This is a genomic window from Neopararhizobium haloflavum (genome assembly GCF_002750855.1).
GTDB classification, from domain to species: Bacteria; Pseudomonadota; Alphaproteobacteria; order Rhizobiales; family Rhizobiaceae; genus Georhizobium; species Georhizobium haloflavum.
In genome coordinates this window covers 522,701-548,465 of the sequence record NZ_NWUC01000002.1, presented here as the reverse complement: position 1 = coordinate 548,465, position 25,765 = coordinate 522,701, and the positions used below count along the sequence as shown (strand labels likewise).

Annotated in this window: 24 protein-coding genes; 17 read left to right on the top strand and 7 right to left on the bottom strand. The window is 61.9% G+C overall.

The genetic code is table 11. The features are described 5' to 3' along the window. Positions 1–89: 89 nt before the first annotated feature. A complete protein-coding gene (locus tag CN673_RS07045; protein WP_198585919.1) occupies positions 90–1,079 on the bottom strand; it encodes a zinc-binding metallopeptidase family protein in 990 nt (329 codons plus the stop codon). A 168-nt stretch (positions 1,080–1,247) separates the two neighbouring features. Here CN673_RS07045 and CN673_RS07040 point away from each other — a divergent pair, with 168 nt between their 5' ends. Genes CN673_RS07040 through xylA form a run of 3 tightly spaced genes read left to right on the top strand, consistent with a single transcriptional unit; the run spans position 1,248 to position 5,099 of the window. Beyond that, a complete protein-coding gene (locus CN673_RS07040; protein ID WP_099865501.1) occupies positions 1,248–2,273 on the top strand; it encodes a LacI family DNA-binding transcriptional regulator in 1,026 nt (341 codons plus the stop codon). A gap of 49 nt (positions 2,274–2,322) precedes the next feature. Then, a complete protein-coding gene (gene xylB, locus CN673_RS07035; RefSeq protein ID WP_099865500.1) occupies positions 2,323–3,777 on the top strand; it encodes a xylulokinase in 1,455 nt (484 codons plus the stop codon). Next, complete coding sequence (xylA, locus tag CN673_RS07030) at positions 3,774–5,099, top strand: xylose isomerase (protein ID WP_099865499.1); 1,326 nt, start codon at positions 3,774–3,776, stop codon at positions 5,097–5,099. Before xylB ends, xylA begins: the two co-directional genes overlap by 4 nt. Positions 5,100–5,130: 31 nt before the next feature. Here xylA and CN673_RS07025 read toward each other — a convergent pair whose 3' ends face one another. Next, on the bottom strand, positions 5,131–6,144 hold the full coding sequence (locus tag CN673_RS07025) for a LacI family DNA-binding transcriptional regulator (protein WP_245409811.1): 1,014 nt from the start codon (positions 6,142–6,144) through the stop codon (positions 5,131–5,133). Positions 6,145–6,374: 230 nt separating this feature from the next. Between CN673_RS07025 and CN673_RS07020 the strand changes: the two genes are divergently transcribed. From CN673_RS07020 to CN673_RS07000, 5 genes are read left to right on the top strand one after another with little or no spacing between them, the layout of a single operon-like run. Further along, a complete protein-coding gene (locus CN673_RS07020; protein ID WP_099865497.1) occupies positions 6,375–7,430 on the top strand; it encodes a sugar phosphate isomerase/epimerase family protein in 1,056 nt (351 codons plus the stop codon). 23 nt (positions 7,431–7,453) lie between these two features. Further along, a complete protein-coding gene (locus tag CN673_RS07015; protein ID WP_099865496.1) occupies positions 7,454–8,623 on the top strand; it encodes a Gfo/Idh/MocA family protein in 1,170 nt (389 codons plus the stop codon). Beyond that, positions 8,620–10,173, top strand: a complete 1,554-nt coding sequence (locus CN673_RS07010; protein WP_099865495.1) for a sugar ABC transporter ATP-binding protein — start codon at positions 8,620–8,622, stop codon at positions 10,171–10,173. Before CN673_RS07015 ends, CN673_RS07010 begins: the two co-directional genes overlap by 4 nt. Then, positions 10,166–11,173, top strand: coding sequence for an ABC transporter permease (locus tag CN673_RS07005; RefSeq protein ID WP_099865494.1), 1,008 nt, complete (start codon positions 10,166–10,168; stop codon positions 11,171–11,173). The genes CN673_RS07010 and CN673_RS07005 overlap by 8 nt, the downstream gene beginning before the upstream one ends. 45 nt (positions 11,174–11,218) lie before the next feature. Next, positions 11,219–12,178, top strand: a complete 960-nt coding sequence (locus CN673_RS07000) for an ABC transporter substrate-binding protein (RefSeq protein ID WP_099865493.1) — start codon at positions 11,219–11,221, stop codon at positions 12,176–12,178. A gap of 93 nt (positions 12,179–12,271) precedes the next feature. Here the strand turns inward: CN673_RS07000 and trhO are convergent, their stop codons facing one another. Further along, positions 12,272–13,225, bottom strand: a complete 954-nt coding sequence (gene trhO / locus CN673_RS06995) for an oxygen-dependent tRNA uridine(34) hydroxylase TrhO (RefSeq protein WP_099865492.1) — start codon at positions 13,223–13,225, stop codon at positions 12,272–12,274. A gap of 107 nt (positions 13,226–13,332) precedes the next feature. Between trhO and CN673_RS06990 the strand changes: the two genes are divergently transcribed. From CN673_RS06990 to CN673_RS06975, 4 genes are all read left to right on the top strand, one after another. Continuing rightward, positions 13,333–14,202: an N-acetylmuramidase domain-containing protein gene (locus CN673_RS06990; protein WP_099865491.1), complete on the top strand. Its 870-nt coding sequence runs from the start codon at positions 13,333–13,335 to the stop codon at positions 14,200–14,202. An 87-nt stretch (positions 14,203–14,289) separates the two neighbouring features. Continuing rightward, positions 14,290–14,928: a 2-dehydro-3-deoxy-phosphogluconate aldolase gene (locus CN673_RS06985; protein WP_099865658.1), complete on the top strand. Its 639-nt coding sequence runs from the start codon at positions 14,290–14,292 to the stop codon at positions 14,926–14,928. 93 nt (positions 14,929–15,021) lie between these two features. Then, a complete protein-coding gene (locus CN673_RS06980; protein ID WP_099865490.1) occupies positions 15,022–15,777 on the top strand; it encodes a tellurite resistance TerB family protein in 756 nt (251 codons plus the stop codon). A gap of 143 nt (positions 15,778–15,920) precedes the next feature. Further along, entirely contained in the window at positions 15,921–17,711 is a 1,791-nt protein-coding gene (locus tag CN673_RS06975) for an SLC13 family permease (RefSeq protein ID WP_099865489.1), read from the top strand. A gap of 6 nt (positions 17,712–17,717) precedes the next feature. On the opposite strand, the gene CN673_RS06970 is transcribed toward CN673_RS06975, so the two are convergent. Further along, complete coding sequence (locus CN673_RS06970; protein ID WP_099865488.1) at positions 17,718–18,887, bottom strand: pyridoxal phosphate-dependent aminotransferase; 1,170 nt, start codon at positions 18,885–18,887, stop codon at positions 17,718–17,720. A gap of 96 nt (positions 18,888–18,983) precedes the next feature. On the opposite strand from CN673_RS06970, the gene CN673_RS06965 reads away from it, so the two are divergent. Both CN673_RS06965 and CN673_RS06960 read left to right on the top strand, forming a co-directional pair. After that, the gene (locus CN673_RS06965) at positions 18,984–19,685 is read left to right on the top strand and encodes a GNAT family N-acetyltransferase (RefSeq protein WP_099865657.1); all 702 of its coding nucleotides are present in this window, start codon (positions 18,984–18,986) and stop codon (positions 19,683–19,685) included. Between the two features lies 1 nt (position 19,686). Next, complete coding sequence (locus CN673_RS06960) at positions 19,687–19,917, top strand: hypothetical protein (protein WP_099865487.1); 231 nt, start codon at positions 19,687–19,689, stop codon at positions 19,915–19,917. 1 nt (position 19,918) lies between these two features. Here CN673_RS06960 and CN673_RS06955 read toward each other — a convergent pair whose 3' ends face one another. The 3 genes from CN673_RS06955 to CN673_RS06945 form a co-directional block, all read right to left on the bottom strand. Beyond that, positions 19,919–20,980 carry a nickel/cobalt transporter gene (locus CN673_RS06955; protein ID WP_099865486.1) on the bottom strand — a complete coding sequence of 354 codons (1,062 nt, stop codon included), beginning with the start codon at positions 20,978–20,980 and terminating at the stop codon, positions 19,919–19,921. Beyond that, positions 20,974–21,618, bottom strand: coding sequence for a DUF1007 family protein (locus tag CN673_RS06950; protein WP_099865485.1), 645 nt, complete (start codon positions 21,616–21,618; stop codon positions 20,974–20,976). Before CN673_RS06950 ends, CN673_RS06955 begins: the two co-directional genes overlap by 7 nt. Positions 21,619–21,713: 95 nt before the next feature. Then, the gene (locus CN673_RS06945) at positions 21,714–22,613 is read right to left on the bottom strand and encodes a LysR family transcriptional regulator (RefSeq protein WP_099865656.1); all 900 of its coding nucleotides are present in this window, start codon (positions 22,611–22,613) and stop codon (positions 21,714–21,716) included. 636 nt (positions 22,614–23,249) lie between these two features. Here CN673_RS06945 and odc2 point away from each other — a divergent pair. From odc2 to CN673_RS06930, 3 genes are all read left to right on the top strand, one after another. Next, positions 23,250–24,383 (top strand): ornithine/lysine decarboxylase, encoded by a 1,134-nt coding sequence (odc2, locus tag CN673_RS06940; RefSeq protein WP_099865484.1) that lies wholly within the window; start codon positions 23,250–23,252, stop codon positions 24,381–24,383. A gap of 113 nt (positions 24,384–24,496) precedes the next feature. Beyond that, positions 24,497–25,072, top strand: a complete 576-nt coding sequence (locus CN673_RS06935) for a GNAT family N-acetyltransferase (protein WP_099865483.1) — start codon at positions 24,497–24,499, stop codon at positions 25,070–25,072. Positions 25,073–25,292: 220 nt separating this feature from the next. Then, positions 25,293–25,733 carry a glyoxalase superfamily protein gene (locus tag CN673_RS06930; protein ID WP_099865655.1) on the top strand — a complete coding sequence of 147 codons (441 nt, stop codon included), beginning with the start codon at positions 25,293–25,295 and terminating at the stop codon, positions 25,731–25,733. Positions 25,734–25,765: the final 32 nt, after the last annotated feature.

The window sequence follows — 25,765 nt, the reverse complement described above, 5'->3', positions numbered from 1 at the left end:
GAGAATAAGCGAAATTTTGTCGACACTTGTGCTCGCTCACCCGCTGCGGGGGCGCCGTTGTTCTGAGTGGTCCGGCGGTGATGGGCCCGTTATGCGGCACGCAGCTGTCCAAGCCACCGGTGGATGAAAGCCAGTTTGGCGGCCACCGTGTCGTTGACGATGAAGGGGTAATAGTCGTGGTGCCCCATGCTCCGGTTCATCGCATTCATGAGCAGCGCTGTGCGATGCCAACGAGAGACGACGCCCTGAAAGTCTTCCGTGTCATACGCTGTCGCCTGCGCGGCAACATTGCCCGCCGGAGCGAAGGTTTCGCCTGTCTCCACACCGTCCACGACATGCAGGTAATGCGCGAAGCTTTCGGCCCAGTCCTCCCACGAATGTGCCGTGGCGTAGGCGGAGATGTGATGGTCGGCCCAGTCGGCGGGCGGGCCGTTTTCGTAGTGCCGCGCCAGCGCCTCGCCGTAATCTTCCCGCTCGTCGCCGAAGATTGAACGATAGGCATCGAGAAAGCCGTCCAGCAGGGCGAGCCGCTCCCAGAAATAATGGCCCGATTCATGGCGCATATGTCCGAGAAGCGTTCGATATTGCTCGTCCAGTTCGGCCCGACGGAACTCTCGCAGATGAGCATCGGCTTCCGTCGCGTCGATGGTGATCACCCCATTCTGGTGACCCATGACGACCTCTCCGGTTCCGCCGTGCTCGGCGCTGACAAGAATGCGGAACGAGAGGCCGGTTGGGTCGCGGCGTTTGGGATAGATCGGAATGTTGAGCCGAAGAACGCTGTAGAGAAGCCGCCTTTTGGCCTCTTCCACCGCGGCCCAACGCCGGCGCTGAGCGTCGTCGTCGATGGGCGGGATCAGTTCGTTGAGGTCGCAGGCGAGACAAAGACCGCCTTGGCGCTCCGCCATCCAGTTGCAGCCGCCGCTGTCGTGGTTGGCGCAGCGATGCACGCCGTCGGTATCCGTGGCTGCGAAAGACAGTCTTGCAGGTTGGAATGCGACCTCCGATCCGCAATTGACGCAGGCTGAATTCTCGAAGAACAGGCGGCTGTCACAGACGGGGCAGGCGAAAGGGCGCATCGGTGGTCTTTCCATATGGAGGAGGCGTGACCTTCAATGCCTCATGTCCCGTCTGGTTCCCCGCAAAGGAGATTGTTCACAATGGCGATGCCAGGCCGATGACGACAGCATCGATGATTTACGTACCTCAAAAAATGCGATAGACCCTTCACGGGTGAGGGAGGATTGATGCGACCAACCGTCCATGACATTGCCGAGGCCGCCGGAGTAAGCCTTGCAACGGTTGATCGTGTTCTCAACCGTCGGCCCGGCGTGCGCCAATCGACCATAGGACGGGTTGAAGAGGCGATCGCCCGCATCGGCTATGTGCGCGACCTGGCGGCCGCCAACCTCGCCAAACGGCGCATTTACCCGCTGGTCTTCATCCTGCCGGAAGGCCCGAATGCATTCATGCGCGCGCTTGAAGCGGCCGTTCTTGAAGCAAAGACCCGGTCGGCCATCGAGCGCACCGACATTCGGCTCCTGACGATACCACCCTTCGACGCACAGGCACTGGCGCAGGCTCTCGACACTCTCGATCTTTCCGAACTGGCCGGTGTCGCGCTGGTGGCGACGGAGGCTGGGGCCGTGCGCGAAGGGGTGGCCCGGCTGCATGATGCCGGCGTGCCGGTCGTTACACTCGTATCGGATCTGCCGAATTCGCGACGGGATCATTACGTCGGCATCGACAACGTGGCAGCGGGACGAACGGCTGCCAGCCTGTTGGGGCGGTTTGTCGGGAATTGCCGCGGAAAGATTGCAGTCGTGGCGGGCTCCATGCTGGTACGCGACCATGTCGAGCGACGCATGGGGTTCGATCAGGTCATGCATGCAGAGTTTCCGGCGCTCGACGTGCTGCCGGTCCTGGAAGGCCTGGACGACGGCGCGACAGTCGCTCGCGTTCTTGCGGGGTGTCTGGAAGCCCATCCCGACGTCGTCGGCGTCTATAGTCTCGGTGCCGGCAACAGGGGGATGATCGAAGTGCTCGAGGCGAGAGGCGTCGGCAGGGCGATCAGCGTCGTGGCACACGAACTGAGCGACCATGCCCGCAAGGCACTCACCAGCGGCACGATAGACGCCGTCATCAACCAGGACGCAGGACACGAAGTCCGAAGTGCGATCCGCGTGATGAAGGCGCGTGCCGATGGCTTGCCGCCGGTGGATGACCAGGAACGGATCCGTATCGACATCTTCCTGAGAGACAATCTCCCATAAGGTTCAGTCCTGCCTGAAAACCGTTTGCAGAGTTTGAGGTACGTAGCACATGTATTTGGGAATCGATCTGGGAACGTCGGGCATCAAGGCGCTATTGATCGATCAGGATCAGGCGGTGGTGGCTTCCGCGACCGCGCCGCTGACGGTCTCGCGGCCGCATGCCGGATGGTCCGAGCAGGACCCGGCGTCTTGGATCACCGCGACGAAGCAGGCGATATCGAGCCTTGAGGGCGAACATGCATCGGAGCTCCAGGCGGTGCGCGGTATCGGTCTTTCCGGCCACATGCATGGTGCCACTCTTCTGGACGGTGATGATGCAGTGCTCCGCCCCTGCATTCTCTGGAACGACACCCGAAGCCACAAGGAGGCCGCGCAGCTCGATGCCGATCCGCGCTTTCGCAAGACGAGTGGAAACATCGTCTTCCCGGGATTCACGGCGCCGAAGCTCGACTGGGTCAAAAACAATGAGCCGGCGTGCTTCGAGCGCGTTGCGAAAGTGCTGCTTCCCAAGGACTACCTCCGCCTATGGCTGACGGGGGAGCACGTTTCGGATATGTCCGATGCCTCGGGCACGGCCTGGCTCGACGTCGAGGCTCGCCAATGGTCGGGTGAGCTTCTGGCAGCCACCAGCCTGTGTGAAGATCACATGCCTCGGCTCGTCGAAGGCACGGCGGAAAGCGGCCGGCTGCGCGGCGTGGTCGCCGACGAATTGGGCCTTCCTGCCGGCATCGTGGTTGCGGGAGGTGCGGGCGACAACGCGGCCTCGGCCTGCGGCATGGGCACGGTGATGCCTGGCAATGCGTTCGCATCGCTGGGCACATCAGGCGTTCTGTTCGCTGCGACGGAAAGCTATCGCCCCAACCCGGAAAGCGCCGTACATACATTCTGCCATGCGCTGCCTGGCACGTGGCATCAGATGGGCGTGATCCTCTCGGCCACGGACGCCCTCAACTGGTTCGCAAGCACGATGAAGGAAGAACCGGCGGCGCTGACGGCTGCGCTCGGGCCGGAAGTCGTGGCGCCCTCGCAAGTGTTGTTCCTGCCCTATCTGTCGGGCGAGCGCACGCCGCACAACGACGCGGCGGCAAGAGGCGCCTTCCTCGGCCTTGGCCACGATGGCGATCGCGCAGCTCTGACGCGGGCGGTGCTGGAAGGTGTGGCCTATGCGTTTCGCGACAGTCTCGAGGCGTTGAAGGCATCGGGCACAGATCTGGACCGAGTCACCGCTATCGGCGGCGGGTCGCGCTCTGACTACTGGCTTGGTGTCCTTGCCAACGTTCTCGACATGCCGGTCGATATCCCGGCTGACGGCGAATTCGGCGCCGCGTTCGGTGCCGCTCGGCTCGGCATGATCGCGGCCGAAGGGGCCGATCCGTTCTCGGTCTGCGCAGCGCCGCACACTGCCCGCACCATCGAGCCAACGTCGCGCCTGACGGGCAGCTTTGCAGATTCCTACGCGCGCTACCGCAAGGCCTATCCCGCCATCAAAGGAGTTTTCCAGTGAGCACAGGTTATTTCGGCGACATCTCGAAAATCCCGTTCGAAGGTCCCGGCAGCACCAATCCGCTGGCTTTCCGGTTCTACGACCCCGACGAGTTGGTCCTCGGCAAACGTATGGAGGATCATCTGCGCTTTGCGGTATGCTACTGGCACTCCTTCGTCTGGCCGGGATCCGATCCGTTCGGTGGGCAGACCTTTGAGCGGCCCTGGTATGGCCCGTCCGGGGCGGCCGATACGATGGCGCTCGCCAAGAAGAAAGCCGACGTCGCATTCGACATGTTCGCAATGCTCGGCGTGCCCTATTTTACCTTTCATGACGCTGATGTCCGGCCGGAGGGCGCAAGCTTTTCGGAGAGCCGCGACCGGCTGAACGAGATCGCCGATTATTTCGAGGCGAAGATGGATGCCACAGGGCTCAAGCTGCTCTGGGGCACGGCCAATCTCTTTTCGCACCGGCGCTATATGGCGGGCGCTGCGACCAACCCTGATCCCGACGTCTTCGCCTATGCGGCCGCGACCGTGAAAAGCTGCATGGACGTGACGCACAGGCTGAAGGGACAAAACTATGTGCTGTGGGGCGGGCGCGAAGGCTATGAAACCCTGCTCAACACCGACATCGGCCGCGAACTCGATCAGATGGGCCGCTTTCTCTCGATGGTCGTCGATTACAAGCACAAGATCGGATTCAAGGGTTCGATCCTGATCGAGCCAAAACCCCAGGAGCCGACGAAGCATCAATATGATTACGACGTTGGAACGATCTACGGATTTCTCAAGCGGTACGGGCTGGAAGGTGAGGTGAAGACCAACATCGAGCAGGGGCACGCGATCCTTGCCGGCCATTCCTTCGAGCACGAACTGGCGCTGGCCGCAGCGCTCGGCATCTTCGGTTCGATCGACATGAACCGAAACGACTACCAGTCCGGCTGGGATACCGATCAGTTTCCCAACAACGTCCCGGAGATGGCGCTCGCCTACTATCAGGTCCTCAGGGCCGGCGGCTTCACGACTGGCGGGACGAACTTCGATGCCAAGCTCAGACGTCAGTCGCTGGACCCGCAGGACTTGCTGATCGCGCACATCGGCGGAATGGACTGTTGCGCGCGGGGCCTGAAGGCCGCGGCATCCATGGTCGAAGAAAAAGCGCTGTCCGCGCCGCTTGCCGAGCGCTACGCCGCCTGGGACAAGCCGGATGCCGCCAGGCTCCTGGACAAGAACGCCGATCTTGAGGCGATCGAGGCCGATGTGCTCGCACGAAATCTCGATCCGCAACCGCGCTCGGGACGCCAGGAATACCTGGAAAACGTGGTCAACCGGTATGTCTAGAATGCCGGTCGCAGCATCGACAGAAGCGGCTTCAGGCTATGCGCGGGGCGGACGTGCTTTCGCGCACCACGAGATCGACCGGCAGCCTGATGCTCTGGACGGGATCTTCGCCGCCATTGATGCGGGCCAGCAGCATCCTGGCGGCCGTCTCGCCAATGGTTGTGCGCGGCTGGTGGATCGTCGTCAGCGTGGGAATGAAATGCTCCGCGATCTCGATGTCGTCGAAGCCGACAACCGAGACGTCGTCGGGCACCCGCACGCCGTGCCGATGCAGTTCGGACATGAACCCGCAGGCCATCGCATCACTGGAACAGAAGACCGCGTCCGGCCGATCGCGAAGCGCAAGCCAGGCCTTGGCAGCCCGAACGCCCGAAGGAAGCGAAAAATCGCCCTCGAAGTACCATTCCCGGCGGACCGGCAGATGGGCCCGTTCAAGAGCCGCCGTCGTCCCCTCCTGTCGGCGTATCGTAAGGACGTTGTCGGGCGGACCCATCACATGCCCGATGCGGGAATGGCCGAGTTGAACCAGATGGTCGATCGCCATCGCCGCTCCCGCCACGTTGTCGATCGTCACCGACAGCTTTTCCGAACCCTCGATCCATTCGCAGGCAAAGATCGCGGGCGGGCGCGCCTGCCGGTCGCCATTGCCGAAAATATGCTCGGGAAGTCCCCCGTCGAGCACGATCAACCCGTCGGCGCGGTTGTTGTGAAGGTATTGAATGATCTGCCTGTCGGCGCCCTTCGGCTGCTGCGTATCGGCAATCAGCACGTTGAACGCAGCGCCGGAAAGAACCGACGCGATACCGGAAAGAATCTGCGAGAAGAACGGGTTGGAGAGATTCGGAACGAGCACGACGATGCCGCCGGTCTGCTGACGGCGCAGGTTTCTGGCGGCATGGTTCACGATGTAGCCGGTCTCCTCGACCGCGGCCATCACGATGGCGCGTGTCTTCGCGGAGACCTTGCCAGGCGCCGTCAGGGCGCGGCTGACGGTCGCCGTGGAGACCCCCGCGGTGCGGGCAACATCGACGATTTTCGGACTCATTCTGGGATCGTGCCTGTTCATTCGATTGTCCTCGGCATCTCTTTGCGCCGAATTTCCTGCGCGATCAAACTTGACTGTGCATTGCGGTTGGGTGATGCTGCTTGTAATCGATTACATTCAATTGTAGAACAAGATGAAATCGATTGCACGCAGAAGGAGCGGCTGACGCGATCAAGCGGAGCCGGCGTGTCCGCAGCGCGAAGCGTTGCAGCGTTTGGAGGAGTATCGTCATGAAGACCATCAAGGGCCCCGGCCTTTTTCTTGCGCAGTTCGCCGGAGACGACGCGCCGTTCAATTCCTGGGACGGGATCACGAAATGGGCGGCCGATTGCGGTTATGCCGGCGTGCAGGTGCCCAGCTGGGATGCGCGTTTCATCGATCTGGACAAGGCGGCATCCTCCAAGGACTATTGCGACGCGTTCAAGGGCAAGGCTGCCGAGAACGGCGTCGAAGTGACGGAGCTTTCGACCCATTTGCAGGGCCAGCTCGTGGCAGTGCATCCCGCCTATGACGAAGGCTTCGACGGCTTCACCGTTCCGCAGATGCGTGGCAATCCCAAGGCCAGGCAGGAGTGGGCCGTCGACCAGGTGAAAAAGGCGATTTCGGCGTCCCGCAACATGGGCATAGGGGCCCTCGCATCCTTCTCCGGCGCGCTCGCCTGGCCCTATGTCTATCCCTGGCCGCAGCGTCCCGCCGGTCTGATCGAAACCGCTTTCGACGAACTGGCCAGGCGCTGGAAGCCAATCCTCGATCACGCCGAGGAAAATGGCGTCGACATCTGCTACGAAATTCATCCCGGCGAGGATCTGCACGACGGTGTGACGTTCGAGATGTTCCTAGAGCGGGTCGGCAATCATGCCCGCGCCAACATGCTTTACGACCCGTCCCACTACACTCTTCAGTGTCTCGATTATCTCGACAACATCGACATCTATGCAGACCGCATCAAGATGTTTCACGTCAAGGATGCCGAGTTCAACCCGACCGGCCGTCAGGGGGTTTATTCCGGCTACCAGAGCTGGGTGAACCGGGCAGGGCGTTTCCGCTCGCCGGGCGATGGCCAGGTCGATTTCGGCGCCGTCTTCTCCAAGCTGACGGCGAATGATTTCGACGGCTGGGCCGTCGTCGAGTGGGAGTGCTGCCTCAAGCATCCTGAGGACGGAGCGCGTGAGGGCGCCGAATTCGTCCGGCAACATATCATCCGGGTCACCGAGCGGGCTTTCGACGATTTCGCTGATGGCGGAACGGACGAGGCAGCCAACCGGCGTATGCTCGGGCTGTCGTAAGGCTTGGCGGGAGGAGAAGCGACATGACGATTTCAGGCAGAAACGACGAGCGCGCCGGCCGCATCCGCCTCGGCATGGTCGGCGGTGGCAAGGACGCCTTCATCGGCGGCGTTCACCGGATCGCGGCGCGGATCGACGGCGACTTCGAGCTTGTCGCCGGCGCATTGTCGTCGACACCTGAGCGCGCTCTGGAATCGGGCCTCGCCCTCGGTCTCGAGGAGAAGCGGATTTACGGCTCTTTCAAGGATATGGCCGCGCGCGAGGCGCGAAGGAAGGATGGCATCGAAGCGGTTGCCATCGTGACGCCGAACCACATGCACTATCCGGCCGCACGCGAATTCTTGAAACGCGGCATCCACGTCATTTGCGACAAGCCACTGACATCGACCATGGCCGACGCCCGCAAGCTGGTGAAGCTGGCGCAGGATGCCGATGCGCTCTTCGTTCTGACCCACAATTACACCGGATACCCGATGATCCGTCAGGCTCGGGACATGGTCGCGGGCGGCGATCTCGGCAAGATCCGCGTTGTCCAGGTGGAGTATGCACAGGACTGGCTGACCGAAGCAGTCGAGAAATCCGGCTCGAAGCAGGCCTCCTGGCGCACCGATCCGGCGAAGTCGGGCGCAGGCGGTTCGCTCGGCGACATCGGCACACACGCATTCAACCTCCTGTCGTTTGTTTCCGGGCTGGACTGCGAGGAGGTGTCGGCCGACATCCAGAGCTTCGTTGATGGCCGTCAACTCGACGACAACGCCCATGTCATGATGCGCTTTTCCGGTGGCGCGCGCGGCATGCTTTGGTCCAGCCAGGTCGCTCCCGGCAACGAGAATGGATTGCGCCTGCGGATCTATGGCGACAAAGGCGGGCTGGAGTGGGCCCAGGAAGACCCGAACTATCTCTGGTTCACACCCTTCGGCAAGGAAAAGCGGCTGATCACGCGCAACGGTGCGGGCGCAGGCGCCGCCGCCGCCAGGGTGAGCCGCATACCGCCGGGCCATCCGGAAGGGTATCTGGAAGGGTTCGCGACGATCTACGCCGAAGCGGCGCGCGCCATCATCGCACATCGCACCGGCAAGAAGCCGTCGAAGGAGGTCGTCTTTCCGACCGTCGAAGACGGCCTTTACGGCATGCAGTTCGTCGATGCCTGCGTGCGCTCGTCGAAGAAGAATGGTGGCTGGGTGAAGCTATGAGCCAGGCCGTGGTCCGAAGCGATGATGCAGCGCCTGCAAGCGCCGGAGCAACTGTGCTCGCGGCGCAGAAGGTTTCCCGCTCCTTCGGGCCTGTCCAGGTTCTCTTCGACATCGACATGACGTTGCGCGCCGGAGAAGTCCACGCACTCATCGGAGAGAACGGCGCCGGCAAATCGACCTTGATGAAGATCCTGTCGGGTTATCTTGCTCCGACCCATGGCGATCTGATGCTCGATGGCAAGACCGTAACGTTCCTCTCGAGCGAAGACGCCGAGGATGCCGGCATCATCCTCATCCATCAGGAATTCAACCTGGCGGAACAACTGACGGTCGAACAGAACATCTTTCTCGGACGCGAGATCCGCAAGGGCTTTCTGCTCGATCACAAGGCTATGCGCGCGGAAACCGAAAGGCTTCTGCGTGAGCTTGAGACGCGGGTTTCTCCGTCGGCCAAGGTTTCCGATATCTCGGTTTCCGACAAGCAGATGGTCGAGATCGCCAAGGCGCTTTCGCGCAATGCGCGCGTTCTGATCATGGATGAACCTACGGCTGTTCTGACCAATCGCGAGGCCGCGATCCTCTTCAGGCAGATCGAACGCCTGAAGCAGAAGGGGACGGCCATCCTCTACACCTCCCACAAGCTAGATGAGGTCGCACGCATAGCTGATCGCATCACGGTCCTGCGCGATGGCCAGAATGTTGCGGCGGTGAAGGCCGGCGAAATGAACGAAGACCAGATGGCGCAGGCCATGGTCGGCCGTGAACTTTCAAACCTTTTCCCACCGAAGCGCGACACGGCCGGGGGCGAGACGGTTATTTCCGTGAAGAACCTCTCGGTCGGCGATATCGTGCATGACGTTTCCTTCGATTTGCAGCGGGGAGAGATCCTGGGTTTTGCGGGCCTCGTCGGATCGGGCCGGACCGAATTGATGGAAGGCATCATCGGTGTTCGCGAATCCTCCGGCACGATCGAAATCGGTGGCCGGCCCATGCCTCTGCGCTCGGTCAAGGATGCCCGCCGGGCAGGCCTCGTCTATCTCACCGAGGATCGCAAGGGACGGGGGCTCATCCTCACGCAGGGGATGCGCACCAACCTGACATTGCTGGCGCTCGACAAGTTCACGCGGGGCACGATCGACGGCAAGGCCGAGGAAGCCGCGCTCGACAAGGCGATCAAGGAATTCGATGTTCGCGCCCCGACGCGTCAGGTTCTCGTCGGAAACCTGTCCGGCGGCAATCAGCAAAAGCTGCTGCTGGCCAAAACCATGCTGGCCGAGCCGGACATCGTCATCATCGACGAGCCGACGCGCGGCATCGACATCGGCACCAAGCAGCAGATCTACGAGTTCATTCACAAGCTCGCGGCGAGCGGAAAGAGCGTCATCGTCATTTCCTCCGAAATGGCCGAGGTCATCGGTCTGGCGTCTCGCGTCGTGGTGATGCGCTCCGGCCGTGTGACCGGAGAGGTCTCGGGCGACGACGTCAACGAAGACGTGATCGTGCGCTACGCGATGGGCCTGGAAGGCAGAAAGTACCAAAGCGATGACTGATACCTCCGCCACGCAAGCCAAGCGTCCCGCATCCGGCTTCAAGATCGACTTTCACGTCTGGGGTCCGATCATCGCCCTGATCGTGCTTGTCATCGCCGGGGCGCTGATGAACCCGAATTTCCTGAGCTACGGGAACGTGACCAACGTCCTCGCCCGCTCGGCATTCATCGGCATCATCGCCGTCGGCATGACATTCGTCATCACATCGGGCGGCCTCGACCTTTCTGTCGGCTCCATGGCCGCGTTCATCGCGGGCGTCATGATCTTGATCATGAACGCGCTGCTGCCGTCCATGGGCGTGGGAATAGGCATCGTCCTCGTAGGCATGGCATCGGCCTTGGTGGTGGGACTCGCCGCAGGCCTGGTGAACGGCCTGCTGATCACCCAGGCGCGGATTGAAGCATTCATCGTGACCCTGGGCACGATGGGTATTTTCCGTTCCCTGATCACATGGCTTGCCGATGGTGGCACCCTGTCGCTCGATTATAGCGTGCGCGAGATCTACCGCCCGGTCTATTATTCCGGCCTTTTCGGCGTTGCATGGCCGATCATCGTTTTCGCCGTCATCGCGATCATCGGCGAGATGATCATGCGGCACACCGCATTCGGTCGCCATTGCGCCGCCATCGGTTCGAACGAACAGGTCGCCCGGTATTCCGCCGTGCATGTCGATCGCGTCCGCCTGGCAACCTACGTCTTCCTCGGCATCCTCGTCGGGATCGCGACGATCATGTATGTGCCGCGGCTCGGCTCGGCTTCCAGCGCGACCGGCGTTCTGTGGGAGCTCGAAGCGATCGCTGCGGTGATCATCGGCGGTACGGTTCTGAAAGGCGGCTTCGGCCGTGTCTGGGGCACCGTCGTCGGTGTCCTCATCCTCAGCCTCATCGACAACCTGCTCAATCTCACGGACCTCGTCAGCCCCTATCTCAATGGGGCGATCCAGGGCGTGATCATCATTTTGGCCGTCGTTCTGCAGCGACAGAAGAAGGCTGCGCGCTGACGGGCAAAAACTGCTCTCAAGGGAGCCTAACACGGGAGAGAGACTATGAACTTGAAGCATTTCGCAGGCGCTCTGGCGCTCGGCACCATGATGGTGATGCCGCTCGCGGCACAAGCTCAGGAAGAAGAGACCGCCGTGATCGGCGTTTCGATTCCCGCCGCAACGCACGGCTGGGCCGGCGGTATGAACTTTCATGCCCAGGCAACGATCGAGGCGTTGGAAGAGCGCTATGAGAACCTCGATTTCGTGCTGTCCACGGCAAGCGATCCGGGCCAGCAGGTCAGCGACATCGAGGACATGATGGCAACGCGCAACATCGACGCGCTCGTCGTGCTGCCGTTCGAATCCGAGCCGCTGACCGGTCCGGTCCAACGCGTCAAGGAAGAAGGCAAGTGGGTGACTGTTGTCGACCGCGGTCTCAGCCAGGAAAACATCGAAGATCTCTATGTTGCCGGCGACAACCCAGGTTTCGGCAGGGTTGCGGGCGAGTACTTCGTGGAAAACATGCCGGACGGCGGTAACATCGTCGTGCTGCGTGGCATCCCGACGACCATCGACAACGAGCGCGTGGAAGCATTCGAAGCCGCGATCGAAGGGTCCGGGATCGAAGTCCTCGGCATGGAACACGGCAATTGGAACCGCGACGATTCCTTCGAGGTCATGCAGGATTTCCTGTCCCGCTATCCCGAGATCGACGCGGTATGGGCTTCCGACGACGATATGGCGGTCGGCGCGCTTGAGGCAATCGCTCAGGCCGGCCGTGAAGACGAGATGTGGGTGCTCGGCGGCGCCGGCATGAAGGAGATGATCCAGCGTGTCATGGACGGCGATGAACAGGTGCCGGCCAATGTCACCTATCCGCCGGCCATGATCGGCACGGCAATCGAGTTGACCGCGCTGAACTTCGTATCCGACGTGCCGGTATCGGGCGAGTTCATCATCGGTTCTGTCCTCATCACGCAGGACAATGCCGAACAGTACTATTTCCCCGACAGCCCGTTCTAAGCGCGCTGACGATCCGAGACGAGCGGCCCCCGAGAATGGGGCCGCTCTTTTCTTGGCGGGTCTTGCATCAGGTCCGAACGAAGAGGGCGGACGTCAGTCGCCCAAATGCCGCTCGCCGCGCTTCTTCGCCAGGGCAATCTGCCTTTCGCGTTCGCGAAAGCGCCGCCGGTCATCCTCCGTGCGGTGATCGAAACAATGCGGGCAGGATACGCCGGCCTCGAAGCGCTCCGAGGCACGATCCTCGGTCGTCAGAGGATGGCGACAGGCTCGGCAAAGCAGGAGTTCGCCCTGCTTCAACCCGTGACCGACTGAAACGCGCTCATCGAAGACGAAGCATTCGCCGTCCCAAAGACTGTTCTGTTCCGGCACGTCTTCCAGATATTTCAGAATGCCGCCCTTGAGGTGATAGACCTCGTCGAACCCGGTCTTCTTCATGAAGGCCGAGGCCTTCTCGCAGCGGATGCCGCCGGTGCAGAACATCGCGATCTTCTTGTTTTCGGCCAGTTCCGGATGGGCGCGTACCCAGTCGGGGAAATCGCGGAAACTCTTCGTTTGCGGATCGAGCGCACCACGAAAGCTGCCGATCGCCACTTCATAATCGTTGCGCGTGTCGATCACGATCGTATTGGGATCGGCGATCAGCTTGTTCCACTCCGCCGGTTCGACATAGGTGCCGGCGTCGTTGGCGGGGTCGATGTCGGGGACGCCCATCGTCACGATCTCCTTCTTCAGCCGCACCTTGAGCCGAAGGAAGGGCATCTGTCTCGCCCAGCTCTCCTTGTGGATGAGGTCGGAAAATTCCGGCTGTTCCCGCAGGTATGCCAGGACGTTGCGTATGCCGGCCGGCGGACCGGCGATCGTTCCATTGATGCCTTCATGGGCGAGCAGGAGTGTTCCCTTGACCTGCTGGGTGCGGCATCGCGCTTCCAGTGGCTCGCGGAATGCGGCGTAGCGGGCAAACGAAACGAAATGATAAAGTGCGGCGACGAGAACGGTGTCCTCACCGTTCTCGTCTGCCTCGCCGATTTTTTGGTCCGTGTCGGTCATGACGCGCAGATAGCGCCTCGCGCGTTCCGCTGCAATCGTCCTCGATTGTCCCGGTGACCGGAGTTGAGCCGATACTTGCCCTCCGATACCCACGAAGGAGGTCACCCGTGCTGTCCGATCAAAACCGCCTTGCTCTCAACGCGGCTGCCCGACGCCTGAACATCGAAGCCGCCGCGCTCGCCGCCGTCGTCGAGGTGGAGAGCGGCGGAAGAACCGGCGCCAATGTGGCGGGGAAGTGGGAGCCGATCATTCGCTTCGAGGGACACTATTTCGATCGGCTGTGCCGGCGGGACAAACGCGACGCAGCGCGAGCGGCCGCTCTGGCTTCGCCGGTTGCCGGAGCGATCGTCAATCCACCGTCTCAGGCGGGGCGGTGGGCCCTGCTCGCCCGAGCCTTGGACCTCGATGCCGATGCCGCGTACCAGTCCGTTTCGTGGGGGATCGGCCAGGTCATGGGCAGCCATTGGCATGCGCTTGGATATCGTTCGGTGGATGACCTTGTCAGGACGGCACGTGAAGGATTTGCCGGCCAACTCGATCTCATGGTTCGCTACATCGAGATGGCAGGGCTTCATCAGGCGTTGTCGGCCCGTGACTGGACCTCGTTCGCGCGTGGCTACAACGGTCCCGGATTTCAGCGGAATGGATACCATCTGCGACTGGAAAGGGTCTATGCCCGGCACGCCGGGCAGTCGCCGACGCTGCGGCGCGGGGACCGGGGGAAGCAGGTGCAAGACCTCCAGGCTGCATTGGCCGCGTCAGGCACGGCGCTTGAGGATGACGGCATTTTCGGCCCGGCGACCGAGGCCGCGGTGCGCGCTTACCAGGAAGCCAGGGGTCTTCGAGCCGACGGCATTGCCGGTCCACGAACGCTCGACGCTCTTGCCGAAAGCGGCGACGCCGGCCTCGGCACGACGCGTCCATCGAGATGCTTCGGCTGGTTGGCGGACTGGTTCTCGCCACGACGTCAGGCTTGAGGTTGAGCAGGGACCTCGCGGTGGACATCCGGTCGGCGAAACGCTAAGCGACGGGTCATGCTGCCAAAGAAGAGAAATGTCCGCGCCATGCAAGAAAAGACCGAGAAGCTTCTGGCTGTGCTTCGGCTCCAGCCTGTTGTTCCCGTCCTTGTGGTCGATGATCCGCAGACCGCGGTACCGCTGGCGCGCGCGCTCGTTGCCGGCGGGTTGAAAGCCATCGAGATCACGTTGCGAACGCCTGCCGCCCTCGAGGCTATCGGAGCAGTCGCGCGCGAAGTCGATGGCGCGGTGGCCGGTGCAGGAACTGTGCTGAACGCGCAGCAATACCAACAGGTCGTGGAAGCTGGTGCGCGCTTCGTCGTATCGCCCGGCACGACGCAAGAGCTGCTGGACGTTGCGCGGCGCTCGCCTGTTCCATTGCTTCCCGGAGCCGCCACGCCGAGCGAGGTGATGGCGCTGCGTGAGGAGGGCTATGAGGTCCTGAAATTCTTTCCTGCGGAGCAGGCAGGTGGTGCGGCCTACCTCAAGTCGCTTGCATCGCCGCTGTCGGGAACCCTGTTCTGTCCGACAGGTGGCGTATCGCCTTCGAACGCTGAAGACTATCTCTCTCTCCCCAACGTCGTGTGTGTCGGCGGTTCATGGGTGGCGCCGAAGGATCTTGTCGCCAACCGCGATTGGGATGCCATCACGAACCTGGCGGCCGAAGCGATGAAGCTGGCCCGCTGACGCGCATGTGATCGCTTGAATTTGCGGATCGTCCCGCGCGTTCCTATCTCGGCTGGAACAACAATCGCAGCCAAACGGGAAGGACGAACCGCAATGCTTGACCCCAAGAGACTCCTCGAACAGTTCATGGGCTCCGGAAAATCGGGCGGGCGGTCATCCGCCGGCGATATTCTCGGATCGCTTGGCACTCTGGGCGGGTCGAGTGGCGGCCTGAAGGAACGCGCCGGCCAGATGGCCGGCATGGCGACCAGCAACCCAATGGCGGCAAGCGCCGTCATGGCGGCGCTTTTGGGCACCAAGACCGGCCGCAAGCTTGGCGGTTCGGCGTTGAAGATCGGTGGCATGGCCGCGGTCGCCGGCCTTGGCTATCTTGCCTACAAGAACTATCAGGCCGGCAAGGCGCCGACGGCCATCCAGCAGGAAAAGCCACAGGAGGTACTGCCTCCGCCTGCCGATAGCGGCTTCGACATCGAACCGACGCGAACCAGCGACGACTTCGCTCTCGCCATGGTTCGGGCGATGATCGCCGCGGCCAAGGCCGATGGCCACATCGACGCGAACGAGCGGGCCGCCATCGTCGGCAAGCTTTCCGAGGACGGCCTCGACGCAGAGGAGATGGCTTTCCTGCAGAAGGAACTGGAAGCACCGGTCGATCTTGATTCCATCGTCTCGGCCGCTCGCACGGATGAGCAGAAAGTCGAGATATATACGGCCTCGCGCATGGCGATCGAACCGGACAATCGGGCCGAAAAGGGCTACCTCGATCTCTTGGCCGGACGCCTTGGGCTTCCCGATGCGCTCGTCGACCATATCGAGGCGACGGTCGCCAGCAGCAAAGCGTCGGCGTAGTTCACCTTCTGAGGTGTGAACGGATCAGGCCGCTCCCTTCACGGGAGCGGCCTGTCTGTTATAGGCTCCCCACACTATCGTGCGGGGCGCAAGGAACTGTCGAGCAGGACGGGCGTTTCTCCGCGTCTTTTCAGGGATTCCGGATGTCCGCATTCATCGCCGACCATCAGGCCATCATCGCGCTTGGCCTGCTCATCCTCATGTTCGTTGGCTTCTTCACCGAGCGTTACCCGCCTGACGTGATCGCGGCGACCGGTGCGGTCGTTTTCGTACTTCTCGGCTTCGTTTCTTCGAACGAACTGCTCGAAGTCTTCTCCAACCCGGCGCCCCTGACCATCGGTGCAATGTTCATCCTGTCGGGTGCACTGGTGAGAACGGGGGTACTGGAGGCGATCTCAAATCGTGCCGTCTCGATGGCCGAGACCCGTCCCTGTGTGGCATTGCTCACGCTGTTCGGCATCGTCAGCTTCGCCTCTGCCTTCGTCAACAATACGCCGGTCGTCCTCGTCACCATACCGGTGATCATCAAGCTGGCCGCTACGATGAATACCGCGTCGACGAAGATGCTGATTCCGCTGTCCTATGTCGCGATCCTTGGCGGGACGTGTACCTTGCTGGGCACATCCACCAATCTTCTGGTCGACGGCGTCGCCCGTGAGAACGGGCTGGAGCCGTTCTCCATTTTCGAGATCACGCCTGTCGGAATTGTCGTGCTGGCGTCGGGCTGGGGTTTGATGGCGCTTCTGGGACCCTGGTTGCTGCCGCGTCGCCAGGGCAGCGGCGAGGCTCTTGAAACGGAAGACCCGCTCTATCTCAGCGAGGTCATGCTGCTGGGCGAGGCCAATGCGGATGATAAATCGCTGAAGGATATCGCTGAACTGAGCCACGAGCCCATCAAGATCGTCTCCGTTCGGCGCGGCAAGGAGCGGCTGCGCGAGAAGCTGGACGACATTCGCCTCAAGACGGGCGACACCGTGGTGATCCAGGCACCAGCAACCGAGATTCTCACATTGAACGAGACACCTGGCTTTCGCGTCGGTCCGAGCCGCGGCATTCGCAAGCTGGAGAACGCTGTGACTGTCGAGGCGTTCGTTGCCCCGCGCCGTCGCAGCGTCGGCCGCACGCTGGCCGAAATGGGATTGGGGAGCCATTTCGGTGCGCGCGTCCTCGGTATTCACCGCGCAAATCACAATCCCGGCCCGGACCTTGCGGCCGTCCGGCTGCGTCCTGCCGACCGATTGCTGATCGAAGGCCAGGAGGAAGGCATCTCGCGCCTTGCAGAAGAAGCCAACCTCGTTTCCATAACCGCTTCGCAAGAGCGTCCATGGCGCCGCGGCAAGGCGCCCATCGCGGTTGGCGCGCTGGTGGCGGTGGTCGCGCTCGCTGCCTTCAATATCATGCCGATCGAGGCGTTGGCGATCATCGCCGTCGTCTCCATCCTGATCCTGCGCTGCATCGATTCCGAAGAGGCATGGAGCGCGGTTGATGGATCGATCCTGATCCTGATCTTCGCGATGCTGGCAATCGGCACCGGGCTGCAGAACACCGGCGCGATCGAATTGCTGGTCGAGGCGGTTGGCCCATCGATCCAGTCGATGCCGCCATTTGTCGCGCTGTTGGCGCTCTATGCGTTGACGTCCACCCTGACGGAAGTCGCGACCAACAACGCGATCGCCGTCATCCTGACACCGATCGCGATCGGCCTTGCCGAGAGCCTGGGGATCGATCCGCGTGCGTTCGTCGTCGCGGTCATGTTCGCAGCCAGTGCAAGCTTTGCGACCCCTATCGGCTATCAGACCAACACACTGGTCTATGGTGCCGGGAACTATCGCTTCTCCGACTTCCTCAAGATCGGTGTGCCGATGAACATTCTCATCGGCCTCGTGACATGCGTGGCGATCAGCTTCTTTTTCGGCCTGTCCGCTGGCGGATAGCGCTCCTCAGCGTGATAGGAAATCCCGCATCCGATCCAGCGCGCGTTCGATGTTTTCTTCGGAATTGGCATAGGAAAGCCGGATATAGCCCTCGCCGAGAATGCCGAAATCCGGCCCTCCGATGAGCGCCACGCCGGACTCTTCCAGCAGGGCAGATGCCAGCGCCTTGGCTTTCCAGCTGGTCGCCTTGATGTTGGGGAAGGCGTAGAACGCACCCTTCGGCGTGGCGCACTCGACGCCAGGAATGGCCCGAAGTCCCTCCACGACGATTTTCCGGCGTCGATCGAAGGCCGCCATCATCGTCTCTACGTCGTCCTGAGGCCCGTCGATGGCAGCGATGCCGGCGAATTGGCTTGGCGCGTTCACGCATGACCAACAGTTCACGGCAAGCTTGCGCACCTTGTCGTAGAGCGCGTCGGGCCAGATCGACCATCCCATCCGCCAACCGGTCATCGCCCAGGTCTTCGACCACCCGTTGAGCACGATAAGGCGGTCGCGGATTTCGGGAAACTGAAGCAGAGACGTGTGACGCTCGCCGTCGTACGTCATCACGTCATAGATTTCGTCTGACAGGATCGCGACGTCGGGATGATCGGCAAGCCCTTCGACAAGCTTTTCGATCTCGCTGCGCGGCGTGATCCCGCCCGTCGGGTTTGCGGGAGAATTGAGGATGAGAAGACGCGTCTTGTCGGTGATCAGGGAGAGGGTTTCCTCGGCCGAAAAGGCAAAGCCCGTCTCCTCGCGAATTGGGACCGGCACCGGCTTGGCGCCGGTGAATTCGATCATCGAGCGATAGATCGGAAATCCGGGATCGGGATAGAGGATTTCTGCGCCCGGCTCGCCGAACATGACGATGGCCGCATACATCGTCGGCTTTCCGCCCGGCATGATCATGACGCTTTCTGGCGAGACCTCGATGCCGGTCGTCGTCATGGTCCGTCGCACGACGGCCTCTCGCGTCGCAACCAGCCCCGTTGCTGGGGTATAGCCGTGCTGTCCATCCTTCAGCGCCTTGATGGCTGCTTCTACGATGTGCTCCGGTGTCTTGAAATCGGGCTGACCGATGCCGAGATTGATAATGTCCTTGCCCTGCTGGGCGAGCGCGGTTGCCCGGGCCAGAACGGCAAAGGCATTCTCCTCGCCCATCCTGTCGAAAGCCGCGATCGTCTTCAGCATATGTATGTCCTCCCGCAAATTCTCGATGCCGCGTTGTTTTGGCCGGCACGTTGATGTCTTATCCCGCCGCAAAGATCAATCGAACGGATGGACGGAATGCGTGACCTGCGTGACTGGAAGGGCTGCCTCCCGCCGAAACGGCAGGAAAGAAAGGGCCGGTTCGTGACACTTGAGCCGTTCGATCCGGCCCGCCATTTGGAAGAGCTCTGGATAGCGCTCGGCGGAAAGGATGGCATCAATGAGAGATTGCGCTATTTCCCGTGTCCGGATTTTGCGGACGCCGCTGAATTGGGCACCTGGCTTGTCCAGGCGCAGGATGGCTGGGTGACGTTCGTCTTTCGCGATAACGCGGCGGCGGAACTCACCGGGATGGCAAGCTACATGCGCATCGATCCTGGCAATGGCGTCGTGGAGGTGGGCTCGGTTGCGCACGGGCTCGCAATGGCGCGTTCGCCTGCCGCCACCGAAGTGCACTATCTGATGGCCCGGCACATCTTCGACGACCTCGGGTATCGCCGATACGAGTGGAAATGCCATAACGACAATGCTGCGTCCAAGCGAACGGCAGAGCGTCTGGGCTTCGTTTTCGAAGGCATCTTCCGTCAGCACGTCGTCTCCAAGGGCGCCAATCGCGACACCGCTTGGTTCGCGATGATCGATACCGAGTGGCCGATCATCCGCTCAGCCATGGAACAATGGCTTGCACCCGGAAATTTCGACGCTGACGGCCGTCAGATCGAGCGATTGGAAATCATTCGTGCGCGCCAGATCGCGCCGCAAACCGAAAAGGCAATATGACGTGCGCAAATCCGATCGCAACGCCGCCATCGCAGCAGCCACGATCCTCGTCATCGCAGGCCTCGGCTTCTTCGTCATGCCGGGCTTGATGATGTCGCTTTCACAGATATCGCCTTGGCTCGCCTACGCGGTGGCGATCGTCTTCATCCTGGCGTTCTTCGGCATCTTCTGGCTGAGGGCACACTATCAGCGCAAGCGCGACGAACGCGAAGAAGCCGAGCGGTTGCGGTAAGCTACACGGCAAGCGCCGCCGTCAAGAGAACGAGGCCGATCAGGAACACGCAAGCCGCGCCGAATATCTCGATCGCGTTCGTCAGCCTCACGGCACCGCTGGCGCTGGAATAGCGGATTGCTGTGCTCTTGGCCCCCACCGCCAGCGAGGCGAGGATCGAAACGGTGATTGCCGTACCGATCGACATGGCAAACACCGAAAGAACACCGCCGAGATAGAGCCCGTTCAAGAGGGCGAAAGTCAGCACGATCAAGGCACCGGAGCAGGGCCGCAAGCCGACGGCTGCGACGGCCGACCAGGCGTCTCCCATCGAAATCGACTGTCCTGAAAGGACCTTCGGATCGGGAGCGTGGCTATGTCCGCACGTCGCGCACACCTCATCACGAGCATGGGCGTGGCCGTGGCCGCCTTGTTCATGCGGTCCGTGATGATGATTGTGGTGGTGGTGCTGCTGCTGATGATGATGGCCTTGGTGTCCGTGTCCGCCCGCGGCGGCTAGCACAGGCCCGCGGCTCGTCATCATGGGAGCAAGCTTGCGCCAGAGGAGAAACGCACCGAATGCCGTAATCAAGCCGAAACTGGCGACCTCGAGGCTGCGCGTGGCATCCGTCATGGATATGGATGTCCCGCGCAAGGCCAGATATGTGACGCCGACGACGACGATGGCGACAAAGCCCTGCAGCAGTGCCGATGCGAAGGACAGCAGGATGCCACGTCGAAGCGCGACCTCGTTTGCCACCATATACGCCGAGATAACTGCCTTCCCGTGGCCCGGCCCGGCGGCATGGAAAACACCGTAGGCGAACGAAAGACCGACGAGCCCTCCCAGGTGCCAGGGATTTTCCCGCATGGCCTTCAAAGCTTCGGTCAAGGCTCGGTAGAAGGCTTGCTGTTGCGCATTCACCCAGGCGAAGAAACCGCCGAGCACGCCGCCAGCCTCGATCGAAGGTTCGGCCGAACCGATGCCGAGCGAGGATTGCGCGAGGGCGGCACCGGAGAGGACCATGCAGATCGCCGCAATGAAAAAAATGGCGCCCAGCGGGTAGGGGAGCCGTTTCAGCATGACAGTTCCAGCCGTGTCGCGAACAGGCTGGAGATGTCGTTGCCGCCGGGATCGTTGAAAAAGGCATCCGTCAGGCTCGACTGATTCTCGGCAAGGACCTGATCGGGATCAGGGCGCACCACTTCGCTTTCGCACGTGCCGCGATCGCCCAGCACGACAAGGTCGCTATCGTCGACGAAGTCGATTGCGGCGTACATCGTCGGGTCGTAGACCCCGAAGCTCAGCGTGCCGTCGAGGGGAGCCGCCTTCGCCGGCTTGACTGCGAAGAACATCAGCAGCTGACCGTTCTCGAAATTCGCAAAGATCTGCTCGGGAGGGCTGACACCCAGATCGGCACCATCGCGCTTGATGGAGGTGTAATAGTCGAAATCCGCCAGCGAGGCTTTGACTGTTTCGCCGATGGCCTGGAGCTCTTCCGGCTCCAGTTCCAGATTGGTGTTGGCGTCGAATTCCAGCATCACCGTGGAGGAAAAGAGCTCGTCGAAACGCCAGACGTGGCGAAGCTCCTTCACGGTGCCGTCGTCGCTGAGAGCGACTTCAAGCCTTGCCTCGGCGAAGATGTGCGGATGGGCAAGTGCGCCGTTCGTGGCCAGCGTGCCCGCAAACGCCAATGCCGTAACGTGCCTCCAAGTCACCATGCGTCCTGCCCCTGCCGATTCGATTCAGTCCAGCCGTACCACAGACTGTTGCCTGACAGCCAAAGGCGGCTGAATTTCGGCATGTAACGTTGGGCCTATAGCGCGCCCGTGTTGCGAAACCATGCCGTCTGGTGATCGACGAACGCCCGGACTTTGGCAGGCAGATAGCGTCGGTGCGGGTAGATGGCATAGATGCCACGGTCGTCGACGAGATGATCCTCGTAGATCGAGACAAGCTCGCCGTTCTCGATTTTCTCCTTGGCGACAAAATCGGGCAGCATCGCCACGCCGAGACCGGCCAGTGTGGCCCGCATGGCGGCAAGCGGGCTGTTGACCTCCAGCCGGGCGCTGACATTGACGGCGAACTGGCTGCCGTCCGCACGTCGAAAGCGCCAGTTCGTCAGGCTTCTGGCGTTGGTGTCGACAATGCATGGCAGACCGGTCAGTTCGCTGGGGTCCCTCATCGGGCCGTGACGCTCGATGAAGTCTGGCGTTGCGCAGACGATGATGCGGAACGGCGCGAGCTTGCGGGCGATCAGGCCGGAATCCTCAAGCCGGGTGATCCTGATCGCGATGTCGAAGCCTTCCTCCACGAGATCCACAAACCTGTCGTCGGAGATGATCTCCAGCGTCAGGTCGGGATGAGCCGCGGCGAAATCGATCAGCGACTGGCCAATCTCGGCGTCGGCGAAGGTGCGTGGTGCCGATATCCGAAGCTTGCCCTTGAGGTCCGCGTTGTTCTCCCGAACGAGATCGGCAAGATTGTCGATCTCCTTGAGAATTTCCGAGGCGCTCTTGAAATAGGTATGCCCCGCTTCCGTGAGCGAGAATTGGCGCGTGGTTCGATTGAGGAGCAAGGCGCCCAGATCGTCTTCCAACTCACGCACATATTTTGACAGGAGGGCTTTCGAGCGCCCGATCTTGCGCGAGGCGGAAGAAAAGCCCTCCGCCTCCACCACATCGATGAAGGCACGGATGCGTGTAAGTGTGTCCAAGATTGTGTGTCCCTTGGCTGGCTGAAATGACCGATCCCAGAGCAGTCGCGCCATCGGGCCGGAGCAGTCTTCTTGTTGATGCTTCGCTGAAGTAACTGGTCCTTCCTGCATACGATCGCAAGCCTAAGTGGGATTTGTGATGCGCGCATGCCGCAGTCTCGGCCGTTCAGGCGCGCCACGATCCGCAATGAAAGTTTTCGCTTGATTGTGACAGCGCGACTCACTAAATCGCGAATTGCCCAAAGTCGCACGTGCCTGTGGGTGTCCGCCGAACCCTCGAATGGTGAGGAACTCGGTAAGGTACCTGGAACTAACCCCTCCAGTCGTTTCTCCGGCCAACCGGAAAGGCGAGGACATCTTGAAGCAACGACGGTGCGGGCCTTTCTGGTGTCTGCCGGCTGTCCATAAGCCGGGGTTACTGAAGAGGCACACCCTCATTGCCGAAAGTGCGGTTGGGAATACCCCATCCAATCCAAGGCAGACAAAGTCTGGAATCGTCGCCCGGGCGGGCGCTGGTTCAATCGTCGCGTCGCAAGTTTTCGGAACAATGGCTTTCCATCGGCCGTTGAATGTCCGGGCTGGCGTCGTCCTTTGTCATCCGGCTTTCGCCGGGCAGCTGGAATGGGAGCAGCCCCGATGACCACTGACCGCATTCGCGATTTTCTTGCCACGCGCCGTCCGGAAGGGCCGTGCCTCGTCGTCGATCTCGATATCGTGCGCGACAATTATCGCGCCTTCGAGAAGGCGTTGCCCGACAGCTCCATTTATTATGCGGTAAAGGCCAACCCGGCGCCGGAGGTTCTTCGCCTGCTCGCCTCTCTCGGCTCCAATTTCGACTGCGCATCCGTCGCTGAAATCGAAATGGCGCTCGAGGCCGGCGCGACACCGCGCCGTATTTCGTTTGGCAACACGATCAAGAAGGAGCGTGACGTTGCGCGCGCTCATGACCTCGGCGTGTCCCTGTTCGCCGTCGACAGCCACGAAGAAGTGGAAAAGATCGCCCGCGCAGCCCCTGGCGCCCGGGTCTTCTGCCGTGTGTTGACGGATGGTGAGGGGGCCGAATGGCCCTTGTCGCGCAAGTTCGGATGCGTGCCGCAGATGGCCGTCGATGTGCTTGTCTACGCCCACCAGCTCGGCCTCGTATCCCACGGCGTGTCGTTCCATGTCGGCTCGCAGATGACGAAGCTCGACGCCTGGGACGCCGCGCTCGCCGATGCGCGCCGCGTGTTCGAGAAGCTCGCGCAGCAGGGAATCGAACTGAAGATGGTCAATATGGGCGGCGGCTTTCCGACCAAATACCTCAAGGACATCCCGACCGCCCAGCAATACGGTCAGGCGATCTTCGGCGCGCTTCGCAAGCACTTCGGCAACCAGTTGCCGGAAACGATCATCGAGCCGGGCCGCGGCATGGTCGGCAACGCCGGTGTGATCAAGGCCGAAGTCGTGCTTGTGTCGAAAAAGGCCGACACCGACCAGATGCGTTGGGTGTTTCTCGACATCGGCAAGTTCGGCGGTCTCGCCGAAACGATGGATGAGGCGATCCGCTACCCCATCCGCACCGCCCGCGATGGCGATGCGATGGAAAACTGCGTCATCGCCGGCCCGACATGCGATTCTGCCGACGTGCTCTACGAGAAGACGCCGTATCCTTTGCCGATCTCGCTGACGATCGGTGACGAGGTGCTGATCGAGGGCACAGGCGCCTATACGACGACCTATTCGTCGGTGGCGTTCAACGGCTTCGAACCGCTCCGATCCTACGTCATCTGACGGCCGGGCGGCTTGCCGCCCGACACGTCCGCTTGAGGCCGCGCGTCAGCCCGATGAGGGCCGGGGCACGTGCGGCCTCGCGTCTTCTTCCGCCGATTTGAAGGTTTGTCGCGATGACTACGCTGACCCACAGGATTGACCCGACCCGCGCCGGACTTGCAGCCGGAGACTTGGTGACCGTGCGTGCCGAAGCGCCGCACGAGGTCGATGAGCGCAACGCGCTGCTGGCCCGTGCCATGGCGCCGGATTGGCGCACCAGGACGTCCGAGAAGCTGCGCCATGGCCGCCTTCCGTCTGCGGGACTCGCCTTTGTGGCGAAGAACCGCATGGGACACATTCTCGGCACCGTTCGCCTGTGGGACATCCATGCCGGTATCGACCGTGAGGGCGATCCCATCCCGGCGTTGCTTCTTGGACCGCTTGCGGTCGACCCTGCTGCCAAGGCCGCCGGCATCGGCTCGGCCCTGATGATCCGCGCCATCGAAAAGGCACGCCGCTATGACCATGGCGCCATCCTGCTCGTCGGCGACGCGCCTTATTACGAACGCTTCGGTTTTTCGATCGAGAAGACCGCCACGCTGATGATGCCGGGTCCCTTTGCGCGCGACCGCCTTCTGGCGCTCGAGTTGAAGCATGGCTGGCTTGACGGTGCCGTCGGCTTCATCCAGGCAAGTGGCCGTCCGGCCTGAGCAATGGCACAGACGGGCTTCCAGCCTCTTGACGCGTAGCACCCGGGTCGCCATATCCCGTTCCGGGTGAAGGCCCCTGCCGCTCGCGGACACATAAATGTCCTTGGTGAAGCCTTCCGACGATTTCCCGTCAGCCTTTGCGCCATGAACGCATGCGGTCCGGCGGCAATGCGAGCTCCGCAGTCTCGACAGGCATGCCATATCGCGAAAGGCAAGAATGATGAGCACTCATCATGCTCTACCCCCGCGCGACGTCCTGAAGGATCAGGCGCGGCGGCTCCGCAAAACCCTCGAAACATCAAGCCAGCCGGTCTCCCACGGACGCGCCTTGGAACTCATCGCCGGTCAGTACGGCTATCGTGACTGGAACACGCTCAGCGCTTCGGCTCCAGCCGACCGCGCCAGGCCTCCAGTCCAGGTTGGCGATACTGTGCGAGGCACTTATCTCGGCCAGCACTTCACAGGCGCCGTAAGGGGCCTTCAGGCGTTGTCCGACGATCGGCACTACCGGGCGACAATCGTCTTCGATCGCCCGGTCGATGTCGTCACCTTCGACAGCTTCTCGGCGCTGCGCCATCGGGTTACCCTGACGATCGATGAAAGGGGGCGCACCCGCGAGAGGACATCGAACGGTCGGCCTCACCTCGAACTGGCTCTCTGAAAGCTGCAACGGGCACCTCGGCGGTAGCTGCC

Excerpts from the sequence above, each read along its gene's own strand:
- CN673_RS07000 (WP_099865493.1), top strand. The coding sequence starts at position 11,219 with ATGAACTTGAAGCATTTCGCAGGCGCTCTGGCGCTCGGCACCATGATG.
- CN673_RS06985 (WP_099865658.1), top strand. The coding sequence starts at position 14,290 with ATGCAAGAAAAGACCGAGAAGCTTCTGGCTGTGCTTCGGCTCCAGCCT.
- CN673_RS06965 (WP_099865657.1), top strand. The coding sequence starts at position 18,984 with ATGCGTGACCTGCGTGACTGGAAGGGCTGCCTCCCGCCGAAACGGCAG.
- CN673_RS06980 (WP_099865490.1), top strand. The coding sequence starts at position 15,022 with ATGCTTGACCCCAAGAGACTCCTCGAACAGTTCATGGGCTCCGGAAAA.
- xylB (WP_099865500.1), top strand. The coding sequence starts at position 2,323 with ATGTATTTGGGAATCGATCTGGGAACGTCGGGCATCAAGGCGCTATTG.
- trhO (WP_099865492.1), bottom strand. The coding sequence starts at position 13,225 with ATGACCGACACGGACCAAAAAATCGGCGAGGCAGACGAGAACGGTGAG.
- CN673_RS07025 (WP_245409811.1), bottom strand. The coding sequence starts at position 6,144 with ATGAGTCCGAAAATCGTCGATGTTGCCCGCACCGCGGGGGTCTCCACG.
- odc2 (WP_099865484.1), top strand. The coding sequence starts at position 23,250 with ATGACCACTGACCGCATTCGCGATTTTCTTGCCACGCGCCGTCCGGAA.
- CN673_RS07015 (WP_099865496.1), top strand. The coding sequence starts at position 7,454 with ATGACGATTTCAGGCAGAAACGACGAGCGCGCCGGCCGCATCCGCCTC.
- CN673_RS06930 (WP_099865655.1), top strand. The coding sequence starts at position 25,293 with ATGAGCACTCATCATGCTCTACCCCCGCGCGACGTCCTGAAGGATCAG.
- CN673_RS07010 (WP_099865495.1), top strand. The coding sequence starts at position 8,620 with ATGAGCCAGGCCGTGGTCCGAAGCGATGATGCAGCGCCTGCAAGCGCC.
- CN673_RS06975 (WP_099865489.1), top strand. The coding sequence starts at position 15,921 with ATGTCCGCATTCATCGCCGACCATCAGGCCATCATCGCGCTTGGCCTG.
- CN673_RS07005 (WP_099865494.1), top strand. The coding sequence starts at position 10,166 with ATGACTGATACCTCCGCCACGCAAGCCAAGCGTCCCGCATCCGGCTTC.
- CN673_RS07045 (WP_198585919.1), bottom strand. The coding sequence starts at position 1,079 with ATGCGCCCTTTCGCCTGCCCCGTCTGTGACAGCCGCCTGTTCTTCGAG.
- CN673_RS07040 (WP_099865501.1), top strand. The coding sequence starts at position 1,248 with ATGCGACCAACCGTCCATGACATTGCCGAGGCCGCCGGAGTAAGCCTT.
- CN673_RS06970 (WP_099865488.1), bottom strand. The coding sequence starts at position 18,887 with ATGCTGAAGACGATCGCGGCTTTCGACAGGATGGGCGAGGAGAATGCC.
- CN673_RS06935 (WP_099865483.1), top strand. The coding sequence starts at position 24,497 with ATGACTACGCTGACCCACAGGATTGACCCGACCCGCGCCGGACTTGCA.
- CN673_RS07020 (WP_099865497.1), top strand. The coding sequence starts at position 6,375 with ATGAAGACCATCAAGGGCCCCGGCCTTTTTCTTGCGCAGTTCGCCGGA.
- CN673_RS06950 (WP_099865485.1), bottom strand. The coding sequence starts at position 21,618 with ATGGTGACTTGGAGGCACGTTACGGCATTGGCGTTTGCGGGCACGCTG.
- CN673_RS06955 (WP_099865486.1), bottom strand. The coding sequence starts at position 20,980 with ATGCTGAAACGGCTCCCCTACCCGCTGGGCGCCATTTTTTTCATTGCG.